Annotated in this window: 16 protein-coding genes and 1 pseudogene; 8 read left to right on the top strand and 9 right to left on the bottom strand. The window is 60.5% G+C overall.

Features of this window, described 5'->3' with window-relative positions:
• Positions 1–68: 68 nt before the first annotated feature.
• Both AC3WK5_RS25510 and AC3WK5_RS25505 read left to right on the top strand, forming a co-directional pair.
• A pseudogene (locus tag AC3WK5_RS25510) lies at positions 69–1,160 on the top strand (methyl-accepting chemotaxis protein); the annotation flags it as partial.
• On the top strand, positions 1,137–2,066 hold the full coding sequence (locus AC3WK5_RS25505; RefSeq protein WP_492574157.1) for a methyl-accepting chemotaxis protein: 930 nt from the start codon (positions 1,137–1,139) through the stop codon (positions 2,064–2,066). The pseudogene AC3WK5_RS25510 and the gene AC3WK5_RS25505, both read left to right, overlap by 24 nt.
• Before the next feature lie 42 nt (positions 2,067–2,108).
• Here AC3WK5_RS25505 and AC3WK5_RS25500 read toward each other — a convergent pair whose 3' ends face one another.
• Both AC3WK5_RS25500 and cra read right to left on the bottom strand, forming a co-directional pair.
• On the bottom strand, positions 2,109–2,885 hold the full coding sequence (locus AC3WK5_RS25500; RefSeq protein WP_103318623.1) for a TatD family hydrolase: 777 nt from the start codon (positions 2,883–2,885) through the stop codon (positions 2,109–2,111).
• Between the two features lie 3 nt (positions 2,886–2,888).
• Positions 2,889–3,884, bottom strand: a complete 996-nt coding sequence (cra, locus tag AC3WK5_RS25495) for a catabolite repressor/activator (RefSeq protein WP_103318625.1) — start codon at positions 3,882–3,884, stop codon at positions 2,889–2,891.
• 307 nt (positions 3,885–4,191) lie between these two features.
• On the opposite strand from cra, the gene ptsP reads away from it, so the two are divergent.
• From ptsP to AC3WK5_RS25475, 4 genes are all read left to right on the top strand, one after another.
• Positions 4,192–7,053, top strand: coding sequence for a phosphoenolpyruvate--protein phosphotransferase (gene ptsP, locus AC3WK5_RS25490; RefSeq protein ID WP_103318627.1), 2,862 nt, complete (start codon positions 4,192–4,194; stop codon positions 7,051–7,053).
• Positions 7,053–7,994 carry a 1-phosphofructokinase gene (gene pfkB / locus AC3WK5_RS25485; RefSeq protein ID WP_103318630.1) on the top strand — a complete coding sequence of 314 codons (942 nt, stop codon included), beginning with the start codon at positions 7,053–7,055 and terminating at the stop codon, positions 7,992–7,994. Before ptsP ends, pfkB begins: the two co-directional genes overlap by 1 nt.
• A gap of 11 nt (positions 7,995–8,005) precedes the next feature.
• On the top strand, positions 8,006–9,745 hold the full coding sequence (locus AC3WK5_RS25480; RefSeq protein WP_103318632.1) for a PTS fructose-like transporter subunit IIB: 1,740 nt from the start codon (positions 8,006–8,008) through the stop codon (positions 9,743–9,745).
• 182 nt (positions 9,746–9,927) lie between these two features.
• The gene (locus tag AC3WK5_RS25475) at positions 9,928–11,469 is read left to right on the top strand and encodes an alkaline phosphatase D family protein (protein WP_054594046.1); all 1,542 of its coding nucleotides are present in this window, start codon (positions 9,928–9,930) and stop codon (positions 11,467–11,469) included.
• A gap of 90 nt (positions 11,470–11,559) precedes the next feature.
• Here the strand turns inward: AC3WK5_RS25475 and AC3WK5_RS25470 are convergent, their stop codons facing one another.
• Together AC3WK5_RS25470 and AC3WK5_RS25465 are read right to left on the bottom strand one after the other, a co-directional pair.
• Complete coding sequence (locus tag AC3WK5_RS25470) at positions 11,560–14,091, bottom strand: PepSY domain-containing protein (RefSeq protein WP_103318634.1); 2,532 nt, start codon at positions 14,089–14,091, stop codon at positions 11,560–11,562.
• A 146-nt stretch (positions 14,092–14,237) separates the two neighbouring features.
• Entirely contained in the window at positions 14,238–16,568 is a 2,331-nt protein-coding gene (locus tag AC3WK5_RS25465) for a TonB-dependent receptor (protein WP_103318637.1), read from the bottom strand.
• Between the two features lie 206 nt (positions 16,569–16,774).
• On the opposite strand from AC3WK5_RS25465, the gene AC3WK5_RS25460 reads away from it, so the two are divergent.
• On the top strand, positions 16,775–17,455 hold the full coding sequence (locus AC3WK5_RS25460; RefSeq protein WP_054594043.1) for a Fe2+-dependent dioxygenase: 681 nt from the start codon (positions 16,775–16,777) through the stop codon (positions 17,453–17,455).
• 2 nt (positions 17,456–17,457) lie between these two features.
• Positions 17,458–18,216, top strand: a complete 759-nt coding sequence (locus tag AC3WK5_RS25455; RefSeq protein ID WP_103318640.1) for a tetratricopeptide repeat protein — start codon at positions 17,458–17,460, stop codon at positions 18,214–18,216.
• Between the two features lie 79 nt (positions 18,217–18,295).
• On the opposite strand, the gene AC3WK5_RS25450 is transcribed toward AC3WK5_RS25455, so the two are convergent.
• The 5 genes from AC3WK5_RS25450 to AC3WK5_RS25430 all read right to left on the bottom strand — a co-directional run bounded on the left by AC3WK5_RS25450 (position 18,296) and on the right by AC3WK5_RS25430 (position 23,300).
• Complete coding sequence (locus tag AC3WK5_RS25450; RefSeq protein ID WP_103318642.1) at positions 18,296–19,459, bottom strand: type III PLP-dependent enzyme; 1,164 nt, start codon at positions 19,457–19,459, stop codon at positions 18,296–18,298.
• Positions 19,460–19,845: 386 nt separating this feature from the next.
• Positions 19,846–21,003, bottom strand: a complete 1,158-nt coding sequence (locus AC3WK5_RS25445) for an osmoprotectant ABC transporter ATP-binding protein OsmV (RefSeq protein WP_103318644.1) — start codon at positions 21,001–21,003, stop codon at positions 19,846–19,848.
• On the bottom strand, positions 21,000–21,653 hold the full coding sequence (locus tag AC3WK5_RS25440) for an ABC transporter permease (RefSeq protein ID WP_054594039.1): 654 nt from the start codon (positions 21,651–21,653) through the stop codon (positions 21,000–21,002). Before AC3WK5_RS25440 ends, AC3WK5_RS25445 begins: the two co-directional genes overlap by 4 nt.
• 12 nt (positions 21,654–21,665) lie before the next feature.
• Positions 21,666–22,559, bottom strand: a complete 894-nt coding sequence (locus AC3WK5_RS25435) for a glycine betaine ABC transporter substrate-binding protein (protein ID WP_103318646.1) — start codon at positions 22,557–22,559, stop codon at positions 21,666–21,668.
• Between the two features lie 24 nt (positions 22,560–22,583).
• Complete coding sequence (locus AC3WK5_RS25430; protein WP_103318648.1) at positions 22,584–23,300, bottom strand: ABC transporter permease; 717 nt, start codon at positions 23,298–23,300, stop codon at positions 22,584–22,586.
• Between the last annotated feature and the right edge of the window lie 337 nt (positions 23,301–23,637).

Here is a 23,637-nt window from a genome sequence, read left to right as displayed (position 1 = left end):
CTGCCCAAAAAATAAGAAATGAAAGGGGGACGTCCGTGAAGAGTTTGCTCTATCCCGCCGTTGCGCTGATGAATCACCTGAGCTTCGGCATGAAGTTCAGCCTGATCAGCGTGCTGTTTTTCTTCCCCATGCTGGTGACCAATTTCTATCTGGTTCGGGATTCGTATCGAGAGTTCCAGGGCACCCAGGTCGAATTGCAAAGCCTCGACCTGCTGGGCAGTGGCCTGACGCTGCGGCGGGATCTGGAAACCCTGAACAACCTGGTACAGATCAACGCGACCCTCGGCCAGTCTGGCAAGGCGGGCGATACCGAATCGAAAATCAGCGCCCTTGAGCAGAGCGTGCTAACACGCCTGCAAAGCCTGACCGCGACGACCATCGATCCTGAGCAGGTCAGTGTTTTTGATGGCAAGCGCGATGAAATGATCGCAGCGTTCAAGGCTCAACAAACGGAGACGTCTGTGCAAAGCAAGAGTGCGCTGATTGGCAAACTGCTCGGCAACGCACAGATTTTCAGTCAGATCATCGCCAGCCAGGCCGGCCTGAGTCGTGACAACCAGAGTGATTTGCGCCAATTGAGTGAGCTGATCACTAACGTTACCCCGCGTGTGACGCAAACCCTCGGCGAAGGCCGGGCGATGGGGGCTTACTCGCTGGGGCAGGGGTTTCTTAACTCTGCTTCGAGCACCCGGTTCGATGAACTGCTGGCGCAGATCGACAAGCTTCAGGCCGAATACGCCTTGAAGTTGCAGGACGCACTGGCGGCCGGCAAAGCGGCGCGTGAGGTGCTGGAACCCTCGGCCAATGCCAGTAAAGCCACGCTCAAACAGGCCAGCGAGCTGTTTGAAGAGCAAGTGGTGGTGGCCGATACCCTCGATAAACCCTGGCAGGGTTTTTACGATCAGGTCACCGGGCTGATGGACAAGACCTATCAACTGAACGATGCGACGCTTAAGTTTCTCGGCGTTCAATTGCAGCAACGCCTGGAACAGAACCGCACGCACATGGTGCTGCAGGCGGTGGCACTGTCGGTGGTGTTCGTGCTGATTTTTTACCTCTATGGCGGCTTCTATGCCTCCACCCGCACCACCCTCAAGCGTCTCGGCGGAGTCATGGACAAGGTGGCGGCCGGTGACATGACCATCACGTTTACCGCCCACAGCCGTGATGAGTTGGGTGAGTTGGGCAACGTCTTCAATGGCACCGTGGCGAAGATCCATGACCTGATCGAGTTGGTCGGCAAGACCGTCAACGAAGTGGAGCGTCAGGCGAGTCAGGTGGAAACGGTATCGGCCCGGAGTAATCAGGCGGTGGCCGGTCAGCGTACGCAGATCGAGCAAGTCGCTACGGCGATGAACCAGATGTCGGCCACCGCTCAGGAAGTTGCGCGCAGTGCGGCGGCTGCCGTCAGCAGCGCCCACAGCGTCAACGATGAAACCATTAGCGGTCGCGGCTTGGTCGAGTCGCAACAAGGCAGCATTGCGCAACTGGCCAGCGAGATCGACTCGTCAGTGCTGGTGATCAATCAACTGGCCAGCGACAGTCAGTCCATCAGTCGCGTGCTGGAAGTGATCAAGAGCATCGCCGAGCAGACCAACCTGTTGGCGCTCAACGCGGCCATCGAGGCCGCCCGTGCGGGTGAGCAGGGACGTGGCTTTGCGGTGGTGGCCGATGAGGTCCGCACCCTGGCCAAACGGACCCAGCAATCGACCGAAGAAATCGAGCAGATGATTACCAGGCTGCACGCTGGCGTTGGCGCCGCCGTGAAGGCCATGGGCGTCAGCCACCAGATGGCCAATGGCACGGTCGGTCAGTCGGAAAAGGTCCAGCAAGCCCTGGAAAACATCCTCGGCGCGGTGGGCATGATCGTCGATCAGAACCAGCAAATTGCCGCGGCAGTCGAGCAGCAAACCGCGGTGGCCCACGATATCGACCAGAACATTGTCGAGATCAACCGGGCCGGCGAGCGCACCGCTGAAGGGGCGCACCAGACCGAGCATGCCAGCCGCGCACTGTCGGCCCAAGTGGTGCAGTTGAAGCACTTGATCAGCGCGTTCAGGGTTTGAAGCCTCACCACGAATAAATGTGGTGTTTTGTGCTGTCAGTTATTACCAGTTGAACAGCTCGCAGGCATTGGCGGTGCTGGCGGCGGCCAGTTGCTCGGGGCTGATGGCCATGATCTGCGCCAATGCCGCGCAAATCGCCGGCAAGTGAGCAGGGCTGTTGCGTTGTCCGGGGTACATCGCGGGCGCCATGTCCGGTGAATCGGTTTCCAGCACCACCGACTCCAGCGGCAAACCGGCGATTACTTTGTGCATGCGCAAGGCTTGTGGCCAGGTTGCCGCACCGCCCAATCCCAGTTTGAAACCGAGCTTGAGGTATTCGCGGGCCTCCTCCTGGCTGCCAGCAAAGGCGTGGATGATGCCGGCGCGTTTGAGCCTGAAGCGTTTCAAGGTCGCAATCACCGCCGCATGGCTGCGCCGCACATGCAGCAGCGCCGGCAACTGGAAGTCTGCCGCCAGTTGCAGCTGTGCTTCAAACAGCGTTTGCTGGCGTTCGCGGTCCAGGTCCTGAAGAAAGTAATCCAGGCCAATTTCGCCCACGGCGCACAGTTGCCGATGGCCGGCCAGACGCGTCAGCCAGTCGGCCAACTCGGTCAGGTCAGCGGGACGATGCTCATCGACATAGACCGGATGCAAGCCAAATGCGGCATGCAGGTCCAGATCGCTTTGCACCAGATCCCAGACCCGCTGCCAATTGCGCTGATAAACCCCCAGCACCACCATCCGCTTCACACCCAAGGCGCGGCATTGAGCCAGCAGCGCCTGGCGGTCCGGGTCGAAGTCCGGGAAGTCCAGATGAGTGTGGCTGTCGATCAGCTCCACGTTTCAGTCCTGGCGAATACGCTGTTTGAAGGTCCGCGCGATGGCTTGCACGCCGGGTTGGTAATGGGCCTCTTCAATCGCCGCAAGAGCTAGCTGCAGGGCTTTATCGGCGATCAGTTGATGCTGTTGGGCCATGGCGTTGACCGGCAGCGGCAGGAAGTCCAGCAACTGCGTGTCACCAAACGTGCCGAGGCGCAACGGGCGGGTTTTCAATGGGAAGTCATGCAAGGCATCGAACACGCCTTGAAGCAGCACGTAGGACGTCGTCACCAACGCATCCGGCAAATGGCCAAGGCGTTGCAGTAATTCTTCCATCAGTTGTCGACCGCAGTCGCGGCTGAACGCCTCGCCGTGTTCGATCAGGACTTCGCCCTTGAAGTCGATCAGGGCCTGTTTGAAGCCGGCGGCACGTTCCTGGCTGATGCTCAGCTCGGGTCGCGCACCGATCAGTGCAATCTGCTTGGGCTGCGGTTGCAACAGGCTGCGGGTGAGGTTCAGGCTGGCTTCGCGATCATCGCTGATCACCGAGCAGAAATGCTCAGGCTCCATGACCCGGTCAATCGCAATGATCGGCAAGCCCTTGGCCTGCAACTGGCGATAGCTGTCATCGCCGGCCGGCAGGCAGCTGGCGACAATCAATGCATCGCAACGCCGTGCGCGAAACAGCTTGAGCAACTGGCGCTCGCTGTCCGGTGCATCGTCGGAGCTGGCAATCAGCAACTGATAGCCACGCGCCCGGGCACCTTGTTCGAGGAGCTTGGCGATCCGCGCGTAACTGGGGTTTTCCAGGTCCGGCAGAATGAAACCCAGGGTGCGGGTGTGCCGACTGCGCAACCCGGCCGCTTGAGGATTAGGCGTAAAGCCATGTTGCTCGACCACCGCGCGCACGCGCTCGACGGTGGCGTTGCTGATGCGCTGCTGTTCGGCCTTGCCATTGATGACATAGCTGGCGGTGGTGACAGACACACCGGCCAACTGGGCGATATCACTGAGTTTCAACTCGGGATTTCCTTGTTTTTTCGAGCTTGCCCCGACATTTTGTCCAATCCTACCCGATTACGGCAGGCGACCAATGTCGCAACGCATCCGACAAGTTGGACTTCAAGGTTGGGAGATTATCGAGTAACGTGCCAACTCATCTAGATTAAACGTTTCAGCAAGCGTATTTTCTGCGCTATTGGCTCTTTTTGCCGGTTCTGCCGTGAAACCGACAAAGGATGCTCTGAAAAAGAGTGCTCTGAATAAAGCCTAAACTGATTCAATCAAAACAATACCTGGTGCGACCCCGCGCCAAAAAGGAGAAAGCATGCTCGAGCTCACCATAGAGCAGATATCCATGGGCCAGTCGGCTGTGGATAAAGCCGCCGCATTGCATTTGCTGGCCGATACGCTGGTTAACGATGGCCTGGTGGCCGAGGGTTACCTCAGCGGCTTGCAGGCGCGTGAAGCCCAGGGTTCGACCTTTCTCGGCCAAGGTATTGCGATCCCCCACGGAACCCCCGATACCCGCGATCTGGTGCACACCACCGGCGTGCGTTTGCTGCAGTTCCCCGAAGGGGTGGATTGGGGCGACGGGCACATCGTGTACCTGGCGATTGGTATCGCGGCCAAATCCGACGAGCATTTGCGCCTGCTGCAATTGCTGACCCGCGCCCTCGGTGAAACCGATCTGGGCCAGGCTCTGCGCCGTGCCAGTAGCGCCGAAGCCTTGCTGAAACTGCTGCAAGGCGCGCCGCAAGAGCTGGCGCTGGATGCACAAATGATCGGCCTGGGTGTCTCCGCCGACGATTTCGAAGAGCTGGTCTGGCGTGGCGCACGGTTGTTGCGTCAGGCCGACTGCGTGAGCAATGGTTTTTCGGCGGTATTGCAGCAGGTCGAAGCGCTGCCGTTGGGTGATGGCCTGTGGTGGCTGCACAGCGAACAAACGGTCAAGCGCCCCGGCCTGGCCTTCGTCACCCCGGACAAACCGATTCGTTACCTCGGTCAGCCACTGAGCGGGCTGTTCTGTCTGGCCAGCCTTGGCGAAGCACATCAGGCCTTGCTCGAACGTCTTTGCGCCTTGTTGATTGAAGGCCGTGGTCACGAACTCGGTCGCGCCACCAGCCGTCGTGCGGTGCTGGAAGTGCTGGGTGGCGAATTGCCGGCCGATTGGCCGAGCGCTCGTATTGCCTTGGCCAACGCCCACGGTTTGCACGCGCGGCCAGCGAAGATCCTTGCGCAGTTGGCGAAGAGCTTTGAAGGCGAGATCCGCATCCGCATCGTCGACGGTCAGGACAGCGCGGTGTCGGTGAAGAGCTTGAGTAAACTGCTCAGCCTCGGTGCCCGTCGCGGCCAGGTGTTGGAGTTGATTGCCGAGCCGAGCATCGCCGCCGATGCGTTGCCGGCGCTGCTGAGGGCTATTGAAGAAGGCCTGGGCGAAGACATCGAACCGTTGCCGACAGTGAGTGCACAGAGCGAGGTCATCGACGAAATCATTGACGTCGTGGTTGCTCCCGCCTCCGGCAGCGTGATTCAAGCTGTCGCTGCTGCACCAGGGATTGCCATTGGTCCTGCACATATTCAGGTGCTGCAAGCGATCGATTACCCGTTGCGTGGCGAGTCCACGGCGATCGAGCGCGAGCGTCTGAAAACATCCCTGGCCGATGTCCGTCGCGACATCGAAGGGTTGATCCAGCGCAGCAAGGCCAAGGCCATCCGAGAGATTTTCATCACCCACCAGGAAATGCTCGACGACCCGGAACTGACCGATGAAGTCGACACTCGCCTTAAGCAAGGCGAAAGCGCTGAAGCGGCGTGGATGGCGGTGATCGACGCGGCAGCCAGACAACAGGAATCCTTGCAGGATGCCTTGCTCGCCGAGCGAGCAGCGGACTTGCGCGATATCGGTCGACGGGTGCTCGCGCAACTGTGCGGCATCGAAACCCCGAGCGAACCGGATCAGCCGTACATCCTGGTAATGGATGAAGTGGGTCCATCGGATGTCGCGCGCCTTGATCCAACGCGGGTGGCCGGCATTCTTACCGCACGCGGTGGTGCCACCGCCCACAGCGCGATTGTCGCTCGGGCCTTGGGCATTCCGGCGCTGGTTGGTGCTGGCGCGGCGGTGTTGCGGCTGGCTTCGGGCACGCCATTGCTGCTCGATGGTCAGCGCGGTCGGCTGCATGTCGACGCCGATGCGGCGACGTTGCAGCGTGCCGCCGAAGAACGTGACAACCGCGAACAACGCCTGCAAGCGGCCGCGGCCCAGCGTCACCAACCGGCGCTGACCACTGACGGCCATGCGGTCGAAGTGTTCGCCAACATTGGCGAAAGCGCAGGCGTGGTTAGCGCAGTGGAGCAGGGTGCTGAAGGGATTGGTCTGCTGCGCACCGAACTGATTTTTATGGCCCACCAGCAAGCGCCGGACGAAGCCACTCAAGAAGTCGAATACCGTCGGGTGCTCGATGGCCTGGCCGGGCGGCCGCTGGTGGTGCGGACCCTGGACGTTGGCGGTGACAAGCCGTTGCCGTATTGGCCGATTGCCAAGGAGGAAAACCCGTTCCTCGGCGTACGTGGCATTCGCCTGACCTTGCAACGTCCGCAGATCATGGAAGCGCAGTTGCGGGCCTTGCTGCGCGCCGCTGACAACCGCCCGTTGCGGATCATGTTCCCGATGGTCGGCAGCGTCGATGAATGGCGTCAGGCGCGAGATATGACCGAGCGCCTGCGTCTGGAAATCCCGGTGGCCGACCTGCAACTGGGGATCATGATCGAAGTGCCTTCGGCGGCTTTGCTGGCGCCGGTTCTGGCCAAGGAAGTCGATTTTTTCAGCGTCGGCACCAATGACCTGACCCAATACACCCTGGCCATCGATCGCGGTCATCCGACCCTGTCGGCCCAGGCCGATGGCTTGCACCCGGCGGTGTTGCAACTGATCGACATCACGGTGCGCGCCGCCCATGCTCATGGCAAATGGGTTGGCGTGTGCGGCGAACTGGCGGCAGACCCGCTGGCGGTACCGGTGTTGGTCGGCCTGGGGGTGGATGAGTTGAGCGTTTCGGCGCGCAGCATCGGCGAGGTCAAGGCACGGGTTCGTGAGCTGAGTCTTGCGCAGGTAAAACATCTGGCCCAACTGGCTCTGGCCGTGGGCAGCGCGAATGAAGTGCGCGCATTAGTGGAGGCTCTGTAATGGCCAAAATCCTAACCCTGACCCTCAACCCGGCGCTGGACCTCACCGTTCAGTTGCCGCATCTGGAACCTGGTCAGGTCAATCGCAGCGAAGCCATGCACACCCACGCCGCCGGCAAAGGCATCAATGTGGCACAGGTGCTGGCAGACCTCGGGCATCAGCTGACGGTCAGCGGTTTTCTCGGTGAGGACAATCTTCAGGCGTTCGAAACCCTGTTCGCCAAACGCGGTTTTGTCGACGCCTTCATCCGCGTACCCGGTGAGACTCGCAGCAACATCAAACTGGCGGAAGCGGACGGACGCATCACTGACATCAACGGTCCAGGGCCGGTGGTCAGTGCGGCTGCGCAGCAGGCGTTGCTCGATCGTCTGGATCAGATCACCTTGGGTCATGACGCCGTAGTGGTCGCCGGCAGTTTGCCGCGTGGCGTCAGCGCACAGTGGTTGCACGGGTTGCTGTTGCGCCTCAAGTCGCGGGGTTTGAAAGTCGCCCTCGACACCAGCGGCGAAGCCTTGCGCGCAGGGCTGTCGGCGGGACCGTGGCTGATCAAGCCGAACACCGAAGAGCTGTCCGAGGCGCTGGACTGCGAGGCGGTTTCGGTGGCTGCACAAGCCGAAGCGGCGAGTCGTTTGCACGCTCATGGAATCGAACATGTGGTGATTTCCCACGGCGCCGAAGGCGTTAACTGGTTCAGTGTTGGCTCGGCGATGCACGCCACACCACCCAGGGTCAGTGTTGTCAGTACGGTGGGCGCCGGCGATTCATTGCTCGCGGGCATGCTCCACGGTTTGCTCAGTGCCGATACGCCAGAACAAACCTTGCGCACCGCCACAGCGATTGCCGCCATGGCCGTTACGCAGATCGGTTTTGGTATCGGTGACGCCGCGCAACTGGCGCAGCTCGAACAGGAGGTGCGCGTGCGCCTCCTGACAGAACAATAAGAGGGTTGGTCATGAAGTTAGCCATTGTTACTGCCTGCCCGAATGGCATGGTTACCAGTGTGCTGTGCGCGCGTTTGCTCGATGCCGCCGCGCAGCGTCAGGGCTGGAGCACTAGTGTTGAAGTGCATGACGCCGCACACCCGGAGCGCCAACTGTCCGCCGCGACCCTGGAAGACGCCGAGTGGGTGTTGCTGGTCAGCACCGGGACTGTGGATATGTCGCGGTTTGTCGGCAAGCGGGTGTTCCAGAGCACGCCGTCCCAAGCCCTGCAAGACGTCGATGCAGTGCTGCGCCGTGGTGCTGAAGAAGCCCAAATCTATGTCGCCCCGCAAGCCGTCGTCGACCCCGCAACTGTCAGCAAAACCGCGCCGCGTCTGGTGGCGGTCACTGCGTGCCCGACCGGTGTCGCCCATACCTTTATGGCGGCCGAAGCCTTGCAGCAGGCGGCCAAGCGTCTGGGTTATGACTTGCAGGTGGAAACCCAGGGCTCGGTCGGCGCGCGCAATCCGTTGAGCGCGCAAGCCATCGCGGATGCCGATGTGGTGCTGTTGGCGGCGGACATCGAAGTCGCCACCGAGCGTTTCGCTGGCAAGAAAATTTACCGCTGCGGCACCGGCATCGCGCTGAAACAGGCCGAAGCGACACTCAACAAAGCACTGGCCGAAGGCAAGCAAGAAACCGCATCGAGCGGCGCCCAAGGCCCGGCCAAGAAAGAGAAAACCGGGGTCTACAAACACCTGCTGACGGGCGTCTCGTTCATGTTGCCGATGGTGGTGGCCGGGGGCTTGATGATCGCGCTGTCGTTTGTCTTCGGCATCACCGCGTTCAAGGAGCCGGGCACGCTGGCGGCGGCACTGATGCAGATCGGTGGCGATACCGCGTTCAAGTTGATGGTGCCGTTGCTCGCGGGTTACATCGCCTACTCGATTGCTGACCGTCCTGGCCTGGCGCCAGGGATGATTGGTGGCCTGTTGGCGAGTACCCTGGGCGCCGGTTTTATCGGCGGGATCATTGCCGGATTCATTGCCGGCTACGCGGCGCAGGCGATCAACCGTTATGCGCGTCTGCCGCAAAGTCTGGAAGCGCTGAAACCGATTCTGATCATCCCGTTGCTGGCGAGTCTGTTCACCGGCCTGGTGATGATCTATGTGGTCGGTAAACCGGTCGCCGGACTGCTGGAAAGCCTGACGCATTTCCTCGACAGCATGGGCACCACCAATGCGATTCTGCTGGGGGTATTGCTCGGCGGCATGATGTGCGTCGACCTCGGCGGGCCGATCAACAAGGCCGCTTATGCGTTTTCGGTGGGGCTGCTGGCGTCGCAAAGTTATGCGCCGATGGCCGCGACCATGGCCGCTGGCATGGTGCCGCCGATTGGCCTGGGCATCGCCACGTTCATCGCCCGGCGCAAGTTTGCCCAGACCGAGCGCGAAGCCGGTAAAGCCGCCTTGGTGCTGGGGTTGTGCTTTATCTCCGAAGGGGCGATTCCGTTCGCCGCCAAGGACCCGCTGCGAGTGATCCCGGCGAGCATCGCCGGTGGTGCACTGGCCGGTGCACTGTCGATGTATTTCGGCTGCAAGCTGATGGCGCCGCACGGTGGACTGTTCGTGATGCTGATCCCGAATGCGATCAACCATGCGCTGCTGTACCTGCTGGCGATTGTTGCCGGGAGCCTGTTGACGGCAGTGGTTTACGCCGCGGTCAAACGCCCCGAAGTCGCCGAGTTGGCATTGGAACCGGCCAACGCCTGACCGCCATACCCTGTGGGAGCGGGCTTGCTCGCGAAGACGGTTTAACATTCAACAAAGATGCTGACTGTCAGACCGCTTTCGCGAGCAAGCCCGCTCCCACAGGGATCTGCTGCACCGGCAGATTTTTGTGTCACATCGGATTCACACAGCCATGTTTAAGTTTTCCTTTTAGGGAGAACTCCATGAGCGAATTCGACTTGGGACGCCGTCGAGTGATGCAGGCTGTCGGTGCCGGCTTGTTGTTACCTGGCCTGGCTCCGGCGGTGATCGCCTCGGTCAAGGATCGCCCACAGCTCACCGATGGCGTGCAGTCCGGTGACCTGCTGGGCGACCGGGCGATGATCTGGAGCCGCAGCGACCGCCCGGCGCGGATGGTCGTGGAATGGGACACTCGCAGCCTGTTCAGCAATCCTCGGCGTTTCGTCTCACCGTTGGCTGATGCCCGCACCGACTTCACGGCCCGGGTCGAGCTGACCGGGCTGCCCGCCGATCAGGCGATCTTCTATCGCGTGTACTTCGAAGACGCCCAAAGCGGCGTGGCCAGCGAACCGTGGTTCGGTCACTTGCGCAGTGTGCCGCAGACCCGTCGCGACATCCGTTTTGTCTGGAGCGGCGACACCGTCGGCCAGGGCTTCGGCATCAACCCGGATATCGGCGGCATGCGCATCTACGAGGCGATGCGTTTGCGCCTGCCGGACTTCTTTATCCACAGCGGCGACACCATCTACGCCGACGGCCCGGTGCCGGCGCAACTGACCACCGAAAACGGTCGGGTGTGGCGCAACATCACCAGCGAAGCCAAGAGCAAAGTCGCGGAAACCCTCGACGAATATCGAGGCAACTACCGCTACAACCTGATGGACGAAAACATCCGCCGCTTCAACGCCGAGGTGCCGCAGATCTGGCAGTGGGACGACCACGAAGTGGTGAACAACTGGTCGCCGGGCAAACAGCTCGACGAGCGCTACCAAAGCAAAGATATCCATAGCCTGGTCGGCCGTGCGCGGCAAGCCTGGCTCGAATACGCGCCGATGCGCTTGCAGGCCGCCGACAACGGCGGACGGATCTATCGCAAGCTCGGTTACGGGCCGCTGCTGGATGTGTTCGTGCTGGACATGCGCAGCTATCGCGGGGCCAATGACGACAACCTCGGCGGCGAAAAAGCCTTCCTCGGACGCGAGCAACTGGAGTGGCTCAAGCGTGAACTGAAAAACTCCGGCGCGCAGTGGAAAGTCATCGCCGCCGACATGCCGATTGGTCTTGGCGTGCCTGATGGCGAAGTCAGCCCCGGCGTGCCGCGCTGGGAAGCCGTGGCCAACGGTGACCCGGGCCCGGCCCAGGGCCGCGAGCTGGAGATCGCTGAGTTGTTGGGTTTCTTGCGGGCGCAGCAGGTGCGCAATTACGTCTGGCTGACGGCCGATGTGCATTACTGCGCCGCTCACCATTACCACCCGGATCGCGCAGCGTTTCAGGACTTCGAACCGTTCTGGGAGTTCGTCGCAGGTCCCTTGAATGCCGGCAGCTTCGGCCCCAATCCGCTGGATAAAACCTTCGGCCCCGAAGTGGTGTTCGAGAAAGCCCCGCCGGCGCAGAACACCTCGCCGTTTGCCGGGTTTCAGTTTTTCGGCGAGGTGAATATCGATGGTCAGACCGCCGAAATGAGCGTGATCTTGCGCGACCTGGATGGCGTGGCGGTGTTTGAGCAGAAACTGCAGCCGGTTTGAAAACAAGCATTCTGTAGGAGCACGGCTTGCCGGCGATGGCGGTCTTGAAATCGCGATCGCGAGCAAGCTCGGCTCCTACAGAGATTGTTGTCAGTAGACGTCGCGGCGGTAGCGGCCCTGCTCGATCAGCCGCTCGACTTCATCAACACCGAGCACTTCGTTGAGTACTTGATCCACGCCTGTCGCCATCCCTTGCAGGCTGCCGCAGATGTAGATCGATGCACCGTCTGCCAGCCACTTTTTCAGCTCGACGGCACGTTGGCGCAGGCGATCCTGAACGTAGATCTTCTCGGCCTGATCCCGCGAAAACGCCAGGTCCAGCCGCTCCAGATCGCCTTCGATCAACCATCCCTCGAGCTCATCGCGACAGAGGAAGTCATGCTCGCGATTGCGTTCGCCAAACAGCAGCCAGTTGCGTGTCTGGCCATCGGCAATCCGTGCCTTGAGCAAGCTGCGCAGGCCAGCCAGTCCGGTGCCGTTGCCCAGCAGAATCATCGGTACGGGCGTTGCCGGTAGATGAAAACCGCTGTTGCGCCGTACCCGCAGGCTGATGGCAGAACCCAATGGCGCGTATTCGGTCAGCCAGCCGGAGCCGATGCCCAGACGTCCATCTGCATGACATTCCTGACGCACCAGCAGTTCGAGCACGCCGTCGGCGGCAATCGAGGCGATCGAGTATTCGCGCATGGCCAATGGCACCAGCGCGTCGACCAGCGCCTGAGCGTGCAAGCCGACCAGATGCACGCGATTTTCGGGTAATTGACGGCTGGCCAAGGCGTGTTCCAGGGTTTCCTGCACGCCATTGAATTGCACCCGACTGTTGCCGGCGATGCCCAGCCCTTCAAGGAACTGTTCAATCGCGCCCCGGCAATTGCGCGGTAGCACTTCAACCAGGTCGCCGGCCAGCCAACTGCTGGTGTCGGGCGCCGTCAGGCCCAGCAGGTAAACGTCGGCGCCGCTGCTGTCGGGGTTGAGCAGTTCGCGCTTGCTTAAGGTCCAGTTGTTGTAGCTCGGGGCTTTCCAGGTATCGACCGGTGGCTGCCCGGTCAGTTGACCGAGTTGCTGCTGCCAATGGCGCAGGGCGTACGGGTCGCCGCTGTCGACTTCCACCGGGGCAAACAATGTGGTGCCACCGTGTTCCGCCAGCCAGCTGTGCAAGCGTTTGGCAAAGCCGCAGAAGTGTTGATACTGCCGATCACCGAGGCCAAGCACGGCGTAGTTCAGGCTCGAAAGGCTCAGCGCCCGACCCAGCACCTTGCGCTCGAAACCACGAGCGCTGTCCGGTGCTTCGCCGTCGCCAAAGGTACTGACCACGAACAGCGCATTGCTCGACTCGCGCAGGTCCTGCTCGCTGACAGCCGCCAGCGGTTGGACCTTTACCGGCAACCCGGCGGCTTGCAATTGGCTGGCGGTCTGCCAGGCCAAATGTTCGGCAAAACCGCTCTGGCTGGCGAAGCCGATCAGCCATGCCGGTACATCGCTGGTGGTTTGCATCAGCTCTTTGCGGGCGTTTTTGATCTGGCGTTGCTTGCGTCGACGGTCCAGGTACAGCAACCAGCCGGTGATGAAGAACAGCGGCATGGTCAGCGAGGCCAGTGTCAGCACAATTCGCCCGACGAGACCAAAGTAACTGCCGACGTGCAGCGCGTAAATGCTGGTCAACAGTTGCGCCTTGAAGCTCTTGTCGCCGTAGCGATCATGACGGCTGATAACACCGGTGGCCGGGTCGAGCGTGATCTGGTTCAGCGCCCGGTCATGGGGTGAGTTTTTCAACAGATAGAACACGGTCGCCGGTTGTCCGGCCACCGGTGGCATGCGCACGTTATAGGCGCTCAGGCCCGGCCCCGCGGCGCTGTAGATGCTGCTCCAGATCGCGTTGTAATCGGCGGTCGGCAGGGGGCCGGCCGGTGGCGGTGCACCACGCCCCTGTCTGACGCGTTCGTTTTGCGGTGCGTCCGACAGCAGTTTGCTCAGGCCCTTGTTGTACCACTCATAGGACCAGGACAGCCCGGTCAGCGCGGCCAGCAAATACACCAGCAAGCACCAGGTGCCCGCGACCGAGTGCAGGTCCCAGTTGAAGCTGCGACCTTTTTTCGCCCAGTCGAGGGTCAGCCAGGCACGCCAGCTTGCGACCTGACGCGGCCAGCGCAGGTAGAGCCCGGACAGGCAGAAGAAAATCAGAATCAGTGTGCAGGCACCGGTGATTTGCCGGCCGGTGTCGCCCATCGCCAGGAAACGGTGCAGTTGCAACATCAGGCCAAAAAAGTCCTGGCCAACGGCATCGCCCATGTAGTCGCCGGTGTACGGGTCGACGTAGCGCATCTGGCCACGGCGCTCGCCCGGCGGCGGGGTGAAGAACACGCGCGCCGCAAAGCCGCTCTCGGTTTCGACCCAAAACATCGCGACTTTCTTGCCCTCGGCAGCCTCGACCTTGGCCACCAGATCTGCCGGCGGCAGAACGCCGGCCACCTGCTTCTCGACCTGCAGGATCTGTGGGTTGAGTGCCCGCAGGATCTCATCCTGAAACGACACCGCCGCACCGGTAATGCCCATCAAGGCCAGTACCAGACCCGCGCTGATGCCGAAGAACCAGTGCAGCTGGAACAGGGTTTTCTTCAACACGTCGACCGCCTTGTTCGTCTAAAACTGTTTGTTCAATAAGAAACGTCACGGCGCGCATTATGCCGTGAGTTGTCGAGAAACATTCTTTTTTACATGCAAAAGCCCCGCTCATCGTGATGGGCGGGGCTTGGCGACATCGTTCTTTATCAGAAGTGGAAGTTGGTGCTCAGCAATGCCGTACGGCCCGGCGCCTGATTGGCGAAGTGGGTGGCGAAGGCTTTGTCGTAGTAGGTCACGTCGGTCAGATTTTGCAGGTTCAGTTGCAGGTCGACGTTTTTGGTCAACTTGTAGCTGGCCATCGCGTCATAACGAACGTAGGAGTTGACCATGGTGGTGTTGGCCACGCTGCCGAATACGTCATCGACATAGAACGCGCCGCCGCCCAAGGTCAGCTTCGGCGTGACGTTGTAAGTCGACCACAGGCTGGCGCTATTTTTCGGGGTGTTAGGCAATTGATTGCCATCGGTGGCGTGGTTCAGCGGGCCGCCATCGACTTGCTCGCTGTCCATGTAGGCGTAGCCGGCGAAGACCTGCCATTTGTCGGTGATCTTACCGTTGGCCGACAGCTCGATCCCTTGAACGCGGGTTTTGCCGGCGTTTGCGTAGGAAGTGGTATCAACCTGAACACGAGCGTTCTCTTTCTCGGTACGGAATAGGGCGGCGGTCAACGACAAACGATCGTTGAGCAGGTCCCACTTGGTGCCGACTTCGTAGTTCTTGGTGGTTTCCGGCTCCATGTCGCTGCTCAGCAGATTGCCGTTGCGATCCTTGGTGCCCGACAGCGGGTTGCCGTCCATGCCTTCGCCCAGGGTATTACCCGGTGGTGTGGCGGAGGTCGCGTAAGAGGCGTAGATGCTGCCGTTTTCAGCCGGTTTGTAAACGACACCCAACTGACCGGTGACGAACTCGCTGGTGTCAGCGCCTTTGGCCGTGGTGGCACCCGCCGCGGTGAAGGTCTTGTACTTAGTGTCGAAGTGGTCGTAGCGCAGGCCCATGTTCACCAGCCATTGCGGCGACAGTTCCAGCGTGTCGAAGACGTACAGGGCACGTGTGTTGGCGGTGGTGTCGGTGCCCGCGTAGTTGCGCGAAATCGCACCGTTCCACGGATCGTTCGGGTTCGGGTTGGCCAGCGAGGTGCAGTTGTAGCCGCTGGACGCGCCGATCATCGATGGCGTGCAGTTGCTGCTTGGTTTGTCCGCTGGACCCGAGCCTGGAGTGGTATCGGTGTTCACGTTGTACGAGGATTTTTCGCCTTCTTCACGGGTGAACTCGACACCGGTGGAGAAGCTGTTCTTGAAGCCGGCGATGTAGAAGTTGCCAAACAGATCGGTCTGGTTGGTGGTGGTCGCTACGTTGCTGACACGGGTGTTGGCACGACGCCAGACGCTGCCGTTGTTCACGTTGCCCTTGCTGTCGTCCGGCTGGGTCAGGATGTAATCCTGCATGCTGGTGCCGTGGCGCAGGGTGTTCTTGATGGTCAGCGCATCGCTCAGGTCGTGCTCGATGGCGAAGGTCGCAGTGTCAGTACGGGTCTTGCGGAAGTCGCGGTCGGTCAAGCCATAGAAGTTGCTGCTGTCACCGCCCGCGTAAGGTTTGTCCGGGTTGCTCTTGGTGCGATCAGCGGTCTTGCCCGAAGCCGGTACGGTGTACGGAATACCTGAGTCCGGCAGGTCGTTGCTTTGCAGATGGTAGTAGTCGAGGTTGACGCGGGTGTCGGTGCCCAGGCCGAAGGCCAGCGACGGCGCGATGCCCCAACGGTCGTAGTCGACCTTGTCACGACCAGCGACGTTGCTTTCGTGGCTCAACAGGTTCAGGCGGCCAGCGGCGGTATCGCTGAACTGGTAGTTGCTGTCCAGGGTGTAGCGCTGGGTCTGGTCCGAACCCCAGGTGAAACCGCCATTGAACGAGTCGCCCAGGTGCGCCTTTTTGCTCACCAGGTTGATGCTGCCACCGGCTGCGCCACGACCGCCAATTGCGGAGTTCGGGCCTTTGCTGACTTCAATCGACTCAACGGCGAAGATTTCACGGCTCTGGGAGCCGGTGTCACGTACGCCGTCGAGGTAGGTGTCGCCCTGAGCGTCGAAACCACGAATAAATGGACGGTCACCCTGCGGGTTGCCGCCTTCACCAGCACCGAAAGTGATGCCCGGGACGGTGCGTAGCGCATCCTGCATGTTGAGGGCGCCAGTGTCCTTGAGGACCTGCTGTGGAATCACGGTCACCGAACGCGGGGTATCAATCAGCGGCGCGGTGTACTTGGGCGAAGAGGCTTTTTCGACCTGGTAGGAGGTGGAGTCCTGGGCTTCACCGGTGACACTGGTGGCATCCAGGGCAATCGCATTGCGCGGCGCTTTATCGTCGGTCTTTTCTGCCGCGTAAGCCATGTGCGCTGCAGAGCTGGCAGTGATCGCCACGCCAATTGCAGAGGCGAGTAGACGCGGTGAGCTGACCGGTGATTGTGGTAGTTGGCATGACATTGTGAATTCCCCTCCCCAGGGTTTGAGGCGGCGGAATATAGGGTAAATACGTATTTGTATCAATTGAGATATATTGCTATTTGCGCTGAATTTACATTCTTTACAGTTTTTCCTTACGGGTTTTACGGACTCATCCGTCAGCGCGATTTTACATTGCCAATAAGAATCAATACCATTGGCATCCCTTTGCCCTCAGGTATCGCCCCATGCTGCTGCATATTCCCGGCTTGTTCTCCCGCGAAGAGGTGCAGCGCATTCGCGAGGCTCTGGAGCAGGCTGACTGGGCGGACGGCAAGATCACCGCAGGCTTTCAGTCGGCCAAGGCCAAGCACAATCTGCAACTGCCGGAAGGTCACCCGCTGGCGCAGGAAATTGGCGCGGCGATGCTTGAACGGTTGTGGAAACATCCGCGATTCATGTCAGCAGCGTTACCGCACAAAGTCTTTCCACCACTGCTGAACTGCTATACGGCGGGGGGCAGCTTCGACTTTCATATCGACAACGCCGTGCGTCAGCCCAAGGGCAGCATCGAGCGCGTTCGCACCGACCTGTCGTCGACGTTGTTCTTCAGCGACCCGGACGAGTACGACGGTGGCGAATTGGAAATCCAGGACACCTTTGGCACTCAGCGAGTGAAGTTGCCGGCCGGCGACCTGGTGCTCTATCCGGGCACCAGCCTGCACAAGGTCAACGCGGTGACTCGCGGCACACGCTATGCCTCATTCTTCTGGACCCAAAGCCTGGTTCGCGAAGACAGCCAGCGCGCCTTGTTGTTCGAGATGGACGAGGCGATCCAGCAACTGACCCGGGACATGCCGGATCACCCATCGCTGATTCGCCTGACCGGCACCTATCACAACCTGCTGCGCCGCTGGGTCGAGGTGTAACCGTGAGCTATCGACTGCGCCGCGAGGAAGTCCTCGATGGCGATCAACTCAGCGTGATGCTCACCGAGAGCCCGGCCCGTGCCGCTCAGGCAATACTTATTGCAGCGAAGACCGGGATCCTCGACGCCCAGGCCTTGCTCGGTCAAATCCTGCTCGAAGGGCAGGGCATCGCCAAGGACCAGGCACTGGCCTTGCGCTGGTTCAAGATCGCCGCCAACGGCGGGCATCTGATGGCGCGCAACATGCTCGGGCGTTGTCATGAACATGGTTGGGGCTGTAATGCCGACGCTACAGTCGCTGCGGGACATTATCGCTTCGCCGCCGAAGCCGGACTGGACTGGGCGATGTACAACTACGCCAACCTGCTGGCCACCGGGCGTGGTGTGGTCGAGGATCAGTCGCAAGCCCTGAATCTTTATCGCCGAGCCGCCGAACTGGGCCACGCCAAGTCGATGAACCTGCTGGGGCGCTATCTGGAAGAGGGGCGATTCTGCCCGGCGGATCCTCTGGCCGCAGTGGATTGGTATCGACGTTCGGCAGAGGGTGGGGACTTTCGGGGGCAGTTCAGTTATGCGGCAGTGCTGGCCCACCAAGGGCAGATCGAGGCTGCGCTGAGCTGGCTGCACGAGGCATTGGCGGGTGGGAATTTGAAGTTCTTGAAAGTGGCAGGCGCGGCGCTGTTGAGTGCGAGAGATCCACAAATCCGGGCGTTGGCCACGGATTATCAGCGACGGGCCGCTGGCCTGGCGCAGGTCCTGTAGGAGCACGGCTTGCCGGCGAAGGCGTTCCTGAGATCGCTATCGCCGGCAAGCCGTGCTCCTACAGCCTTAACCGCTGCGTTTAGACGTAGAACGATTTCAGCGGCGGGAAGCCATTGAACTCAACGGCGCTGTAGCTGGTGGTGTAGGCGCCGGTGGACAGCCAGTACAGGCGGTCACCGATGGCCAGGTTCAGCGGCAGGCCATACTTGTAGTTCTCGTACATGATGTCGGCGCTGTCGCAGGTCGGGCCAGCGATGACCACTTCTTCCATCTCGCCTTTCTTCTCGGTCCAGATCGGGAACTTGATGGCTTCGTCCATGGTTTCGATCAGGCCGGAGAACTTGCCCACGTCGGTGTATACCCAACGCTCGACGGCGGTGCGGGATTTACGCGCGACCAACACCACTTCGCTGACCAGGATGCCGGCGTTGGCGATCAACGAACGGCCTGGCTCAAGGATGATTTCCGGCAGATCGTCACCGAAGTCTTCCTTGAGGAAACGGATGATTTCTTCGGCGTAGGTTTCCAGGCTGTTGGTGCGGGTGATGTAGTTGGCCGGGAAGCCGCCGCCCATGTTGATCAGCTTCAGGTGGATGCCGTCTTCTTCTTTCAGACGTTCGAAGATCACTTTGACCTTGGCGATCGCCGCGTCCCAGACGCTGATGTCACGCTGCTGCGAGCCGACGTGGAAGGAGATGCCGTAAGGCACCAGGCCCAGGTCGCGAGCGAGGATCAGCAGGTCCATGGCCATGTCGGTCTGGCAGCCGAATTTGCGCGACAAAGGCCAGTCGGCGGTGGTCGAGCCTTCGGTCAGGATGCGCACATAGACTTTCGAACCCGGTGCAGCCTTGGCGATGTTGCGCAGGTCGGCTTCGGAGTCGGTGGCATACAGACGCACGCCCTTCTCGTAGAAGTAGCGAATGTCCTTGGATTTCTTGATGGTGTTGCCATAGCTGATGCGGTCCGGGGTTACGCCGCGGCCCAGCACTTTGTCCAGCTCGTAGATCGAGGCGATGTCGAAGCTCGAGCCTTTCTCTTTCAGCAAGTCGATGATCTCGACGGCCGGGTTGGCCTTGACCGCGTAGTAAACCTTGGCGAATTCGAAACCGGCGCGCAGGTCGTCATAGGCCTGGGCAATCATCGCGGTATCGATGACCACGAACGGGGTTTCTTGCTTGTCAGCGAAGGCCTTCATTTTCTGAAAGGTTTCGCGCGCAAAATAGTCTTCGACGTTGATCGACATGCTGGGAACTCCTACTGGCAAACTGAAATTATCAATGGGTGCAAATGAACGTCCTCCGTATCCCCACTTTGGTTCGCCTACTTCCCAAGGCATGTCGCCGAAAGCAAAAAGGCCATGGGAAATGGTGCTTCCCTTGGCCTTGCTGTCTCGTCGTCAGTACTTGAGCCGGATGGATCGTTTCCAGCATGGACGTTCGGCGCGAACTTTAGGGCGTGAGGGCCTTGAGATCAACAAAAAATGTCGCGTTTTTGCACGCATCCGTCGTGCGGTCCTGGTCAGACACTTGTGTAACCGACCCTGATGACAGTGTGATGTTCCCGTTGGAAGGACATTTGGGGTGTAAATGATCGTTCCGACTCCGCGTGGGAACGATCAGTCGAAACGAATCAGGCCAGCGCAGTCTCTGCAGGCGAAACAATGCTGGTCTTACCACCCCGCGAGCGCCCGGAACTCAGGTACTCGGCAATCGACTCCTGCGTCACTTCACCGAGGAACACCCGCTCGGCGTCCATCACCGGCAGCCACGAGCGGTTGAACTCGTACATGCGCGACAAGAGGATTCGCAGGTGCTCGTCGTAGGCTGCCGTGGCGTTGAATTCGCGCAGGTATTGCACGCAGGTGCCGGCCTGACGGTGCAGATCGCGGCGGCGCACGTAGCCCAGTGCCTTGTTGTCGGCGCAGGTGACCACCACGTAGCGGCGGTCGAGTTCGTCCATCAGTTCCAGCGCTTCGGCCACCGGCGTTTCCGGGCTGACTGACGGCGCGTTGTCCGCCGCGTCCTCGGCCTTGACCAGCAGCAGGCGCTTGAGCGTGCTGTCCTGGCCGACGAAGTTGCTGACAAAGTCATCCTCCGGGTGCGCGAGCAGGGTGTCCGGGTGATCGACCTGAATCAGCTTGCCGCCACGGAAGATCGCGATCTTGTCGCCGAGCTTGATCGCTTCGTCGATGTCGTGGCTGACCATGATTACGGTCTTGCCGAGCGCCCGCTGCATCTCGAAAAACTCGTTCTGGATCATCTCGCGGTTGATCGGGTCGACCGCGCCGAACGGTTCGTCCATCAACAGCAACGGGGCGTCGGCGGCGAGGGCGCGGATCACGCCGATCCGCTGTTGCTGGCCACCGGACAGCTCACGCGGGTAGCGGCTCAAGTACTGCTTGGGTTCGAGCTTGATCATGTTCATCAACTCGCGGGCGCGATCGTGGCATTGCTGTTTGTCCCAACCGAGCAGGCGCGGCACGATGGTGATGTTTTCCTCGATGGTCATGTTCGGGAACAGGCCGATCTGCTGGATCACATAACCGATGTTGCGGCGCAGCGTCACTGCGTCGAGGTCGGTGGTGTCTTCGCCGTTGATCAGGATTTTGCCCGAGGTCGGCTTGATCAAGCGGTTGATCATTTTCAACGTGGTGCTTTTGCCGCAACCCGACGGGCCGAGGAACACGCAAATCTCGCCTTCGTTGACGATCAGGCTTACCGAGTCCACGGCTTTCACATCTTTGCCGTTGCTGTGAAAGGTTTTGCTGAGGTTTTGAAGTTCGATCATTTGAGTAATCCTTTTGGAGTCAGCGAACGTTGCAGCCATTGCAGAAGCAGGTCGGCGAAGATCGCCAGAAGACTGACCAGCACTGCACCGACGATCAGCATCGACATATCGCTGCGGCTGATGGCAGCGAGGATCAGTACGCCCAGACCACCGGCGCCGATGGTGGCGGCGATGGTCATCACGCCAATGTTCATGACCACGGCGGTGCGTACGCCGGCGAGGATCACCGGCACCGCAATTGGTAACTCGACCATGCGCAGGCGTTGGCCGAAGGTCATGCCGATGCCCCGGGCTGCTTCGCGAATGCCGGGTTCGACACCGGTCAGTGCCAGGTAGGTGTTACGCATGATTGGCAGCAGGGAATACAGAAATACCGCGGTGATGGCTGGCATCGGTCCCAGGCCCTGGCCGAATTTCGAGTAGAACGGCAGCAGTAGACCGAACAGCGCAATCGACGGGATGGTCAACAGCACCGTGGCGCTGGCTTGCAAGGGACCGGCCAGCGTCGGGAAGCGCGTCATCAGAATGCCCAGCGGCACGCCGACCACAATCGCCAGGGTCACGGCGATGCCGACCAGGGTGATGTGTTGCCAGGTCAGGTGCAGGACGAGTGGCCAGTCCAGGTGGGAAAAGGCGTTGAGAAATTCCATGGCTTTTCCTCCTTAGTTCAATGGGTGCTGGCGCAAGAAATCTGCGGCCACGGCGGAAGGACTTTCATGATCGACATCGACCCGCGCATTGAGCTGACGCATGGTTTGGTCGTCGAACAGTTCGGCCAGTGGTTTGAGTTGTTCCGCCAGTTGCGGATGGGCATCGAGGTACACCTGACGCACAACCGGCGCAGCGGTGTAGTCCGGGAAGTAATGCTTGTCGTCTTCCAGCAGTTTCAATTTGAAAGCGTTCAAGCGACCGTCAGTGGTGTAGACCAGACCGGCAAACACCTGGCCATTGCGCAGCGCGGTATAGACCAGTCCGGCGTCCATCTGCCGGATATTGTTGCGGGTCAGGTTCATGTCGTAGAGCTTGACCATGCCTTTGAGGCCGTCGGAACGGTTGGCGAACTCGGTGTCCAGAGCCACCAGGTGGTTGGCCTTTGCCTCAGCGTCGAGCACGTTGTTCAAGTCGCTGATGCGGTTGATCTGCGGGTATTCGTCAGCCACGTTCTTCGGCAACGCGAGGGCGTAGGTGTTGCTGAATTTCGACGGTGTGAGCCAGACCAGACCCTTTTTCGCGTCGAGTTCCTTAACCCGGACGTAGGACTGTTCGCTATCGAGTTTCTCGGTGACATGGTTGTAAGCCACCAGCGACACGCCGGTGTATTCCCACATCAGGTCGAGCTGGCCGTTTTCATGGGCGCTGCGGGCCAGGCTGCTGCCCAGGCCGCCGGTCACCTGGACCTCATAACCCTTGGTCCGCAGGTATTGCGAGGTGATTTCCGCGAGCAGGGTTTGTTCGGTGAACACCCGGGCGCCGATGCGGATCAACGGTTTGTCGGCGGCATGGGCAAATCCTGCGCACAGCAGGACGCAGCCTAGTAATAAGCTAAATGTCTTCATGATTATTCCTTCGCTCAGCCGGATTCAGGACTGGGGTAAACCGCGTTCCAGCCAGAGGCGGCTGGCCAGTGTCACCAGACCGTCGAGCAGCAAGGCCAGCAGGGCGGTGCAGGCTGCGCCGAGAATCAATTGCGGCTGGTTGTTCAAGGCAATGCCGGGGAAAATCAGGCTGCCCAGGCTATTGGCGCCGATCAGGAACGCCAGCGGCGCAGTGCCGACGTTGATCGCCAGTGCGACGCGCACGCCGCCGATGATGATCGGCACGGCGTTCGGCAGTTCGACCCGCCAGAGCACCTGGCTTGGGGTCATGCCGATACCGACAGCCGCCTCCTTGAGTGAGCCCTGAACGTTTTTCAGGCCTTCGTAGGTGTTGCGCACGATGGGCAACAGGGACGCGAGGAACAGCGCAAAGATCGCGGGGCCGCTGCCGATCCCGAGTATTCCCAGGGCGATGGCCAGTACGGCGAGAGGCGGGACAGTGTTGCCGATGTTGAAGAGCTGCATGAAGCGTTCGGCGCGTCCGACCATGGTCGGGCGGCTGAGGAGGATGCCGGCGGGAATACCCACAACGAGGGCGGCCAGCATGGAAGCGAGGACGAGAATCAGATGAGCTTGCAGGTAAAACAACAAATCGTCGCGGTACAGGTCGATCGTGTTGATGCCGATCCAGTGGATCAGCAGGGCCAGAAGGGCGACGACAACCGCTCCTCCTATTAGCCCTTTGCCATAGCGAATAGCCACAGGCGGACTCCTTTATTTCAGTCGGCGAACAGCGCTTCGTGTGGCAACGCCATACTTGGCTGCCGAAGACACTGTTCGCGAAAAGCAGCTCGTCCATGCCGGCAAAGCGGCATGAGATCGAGCCATAAGCGCAGCCTCGTCAGGCTGACTTGCTGATATTTCAGCCCCTGACGACAGGTCGTAACAGGGGAGTGGACGGCTCCACGGTTTAAAAGGTTCCCACGTTAGACAGTATTTGGCCACCCCGGTCGCCTCTCACTCCGTAGATACTCTGTTTCCGGTCAAGCTTTCGCGAAGTGCTTTTCGCTGAAAAGCTTGGCCGTATCAAAATCCTCTC

This window comes from Pseudomonas sp. FW306-02-D09B, assembly GCF_058782685.1.
This window is presented reverse-complemented; position numbering and strand designations above follow the sequence as displayed.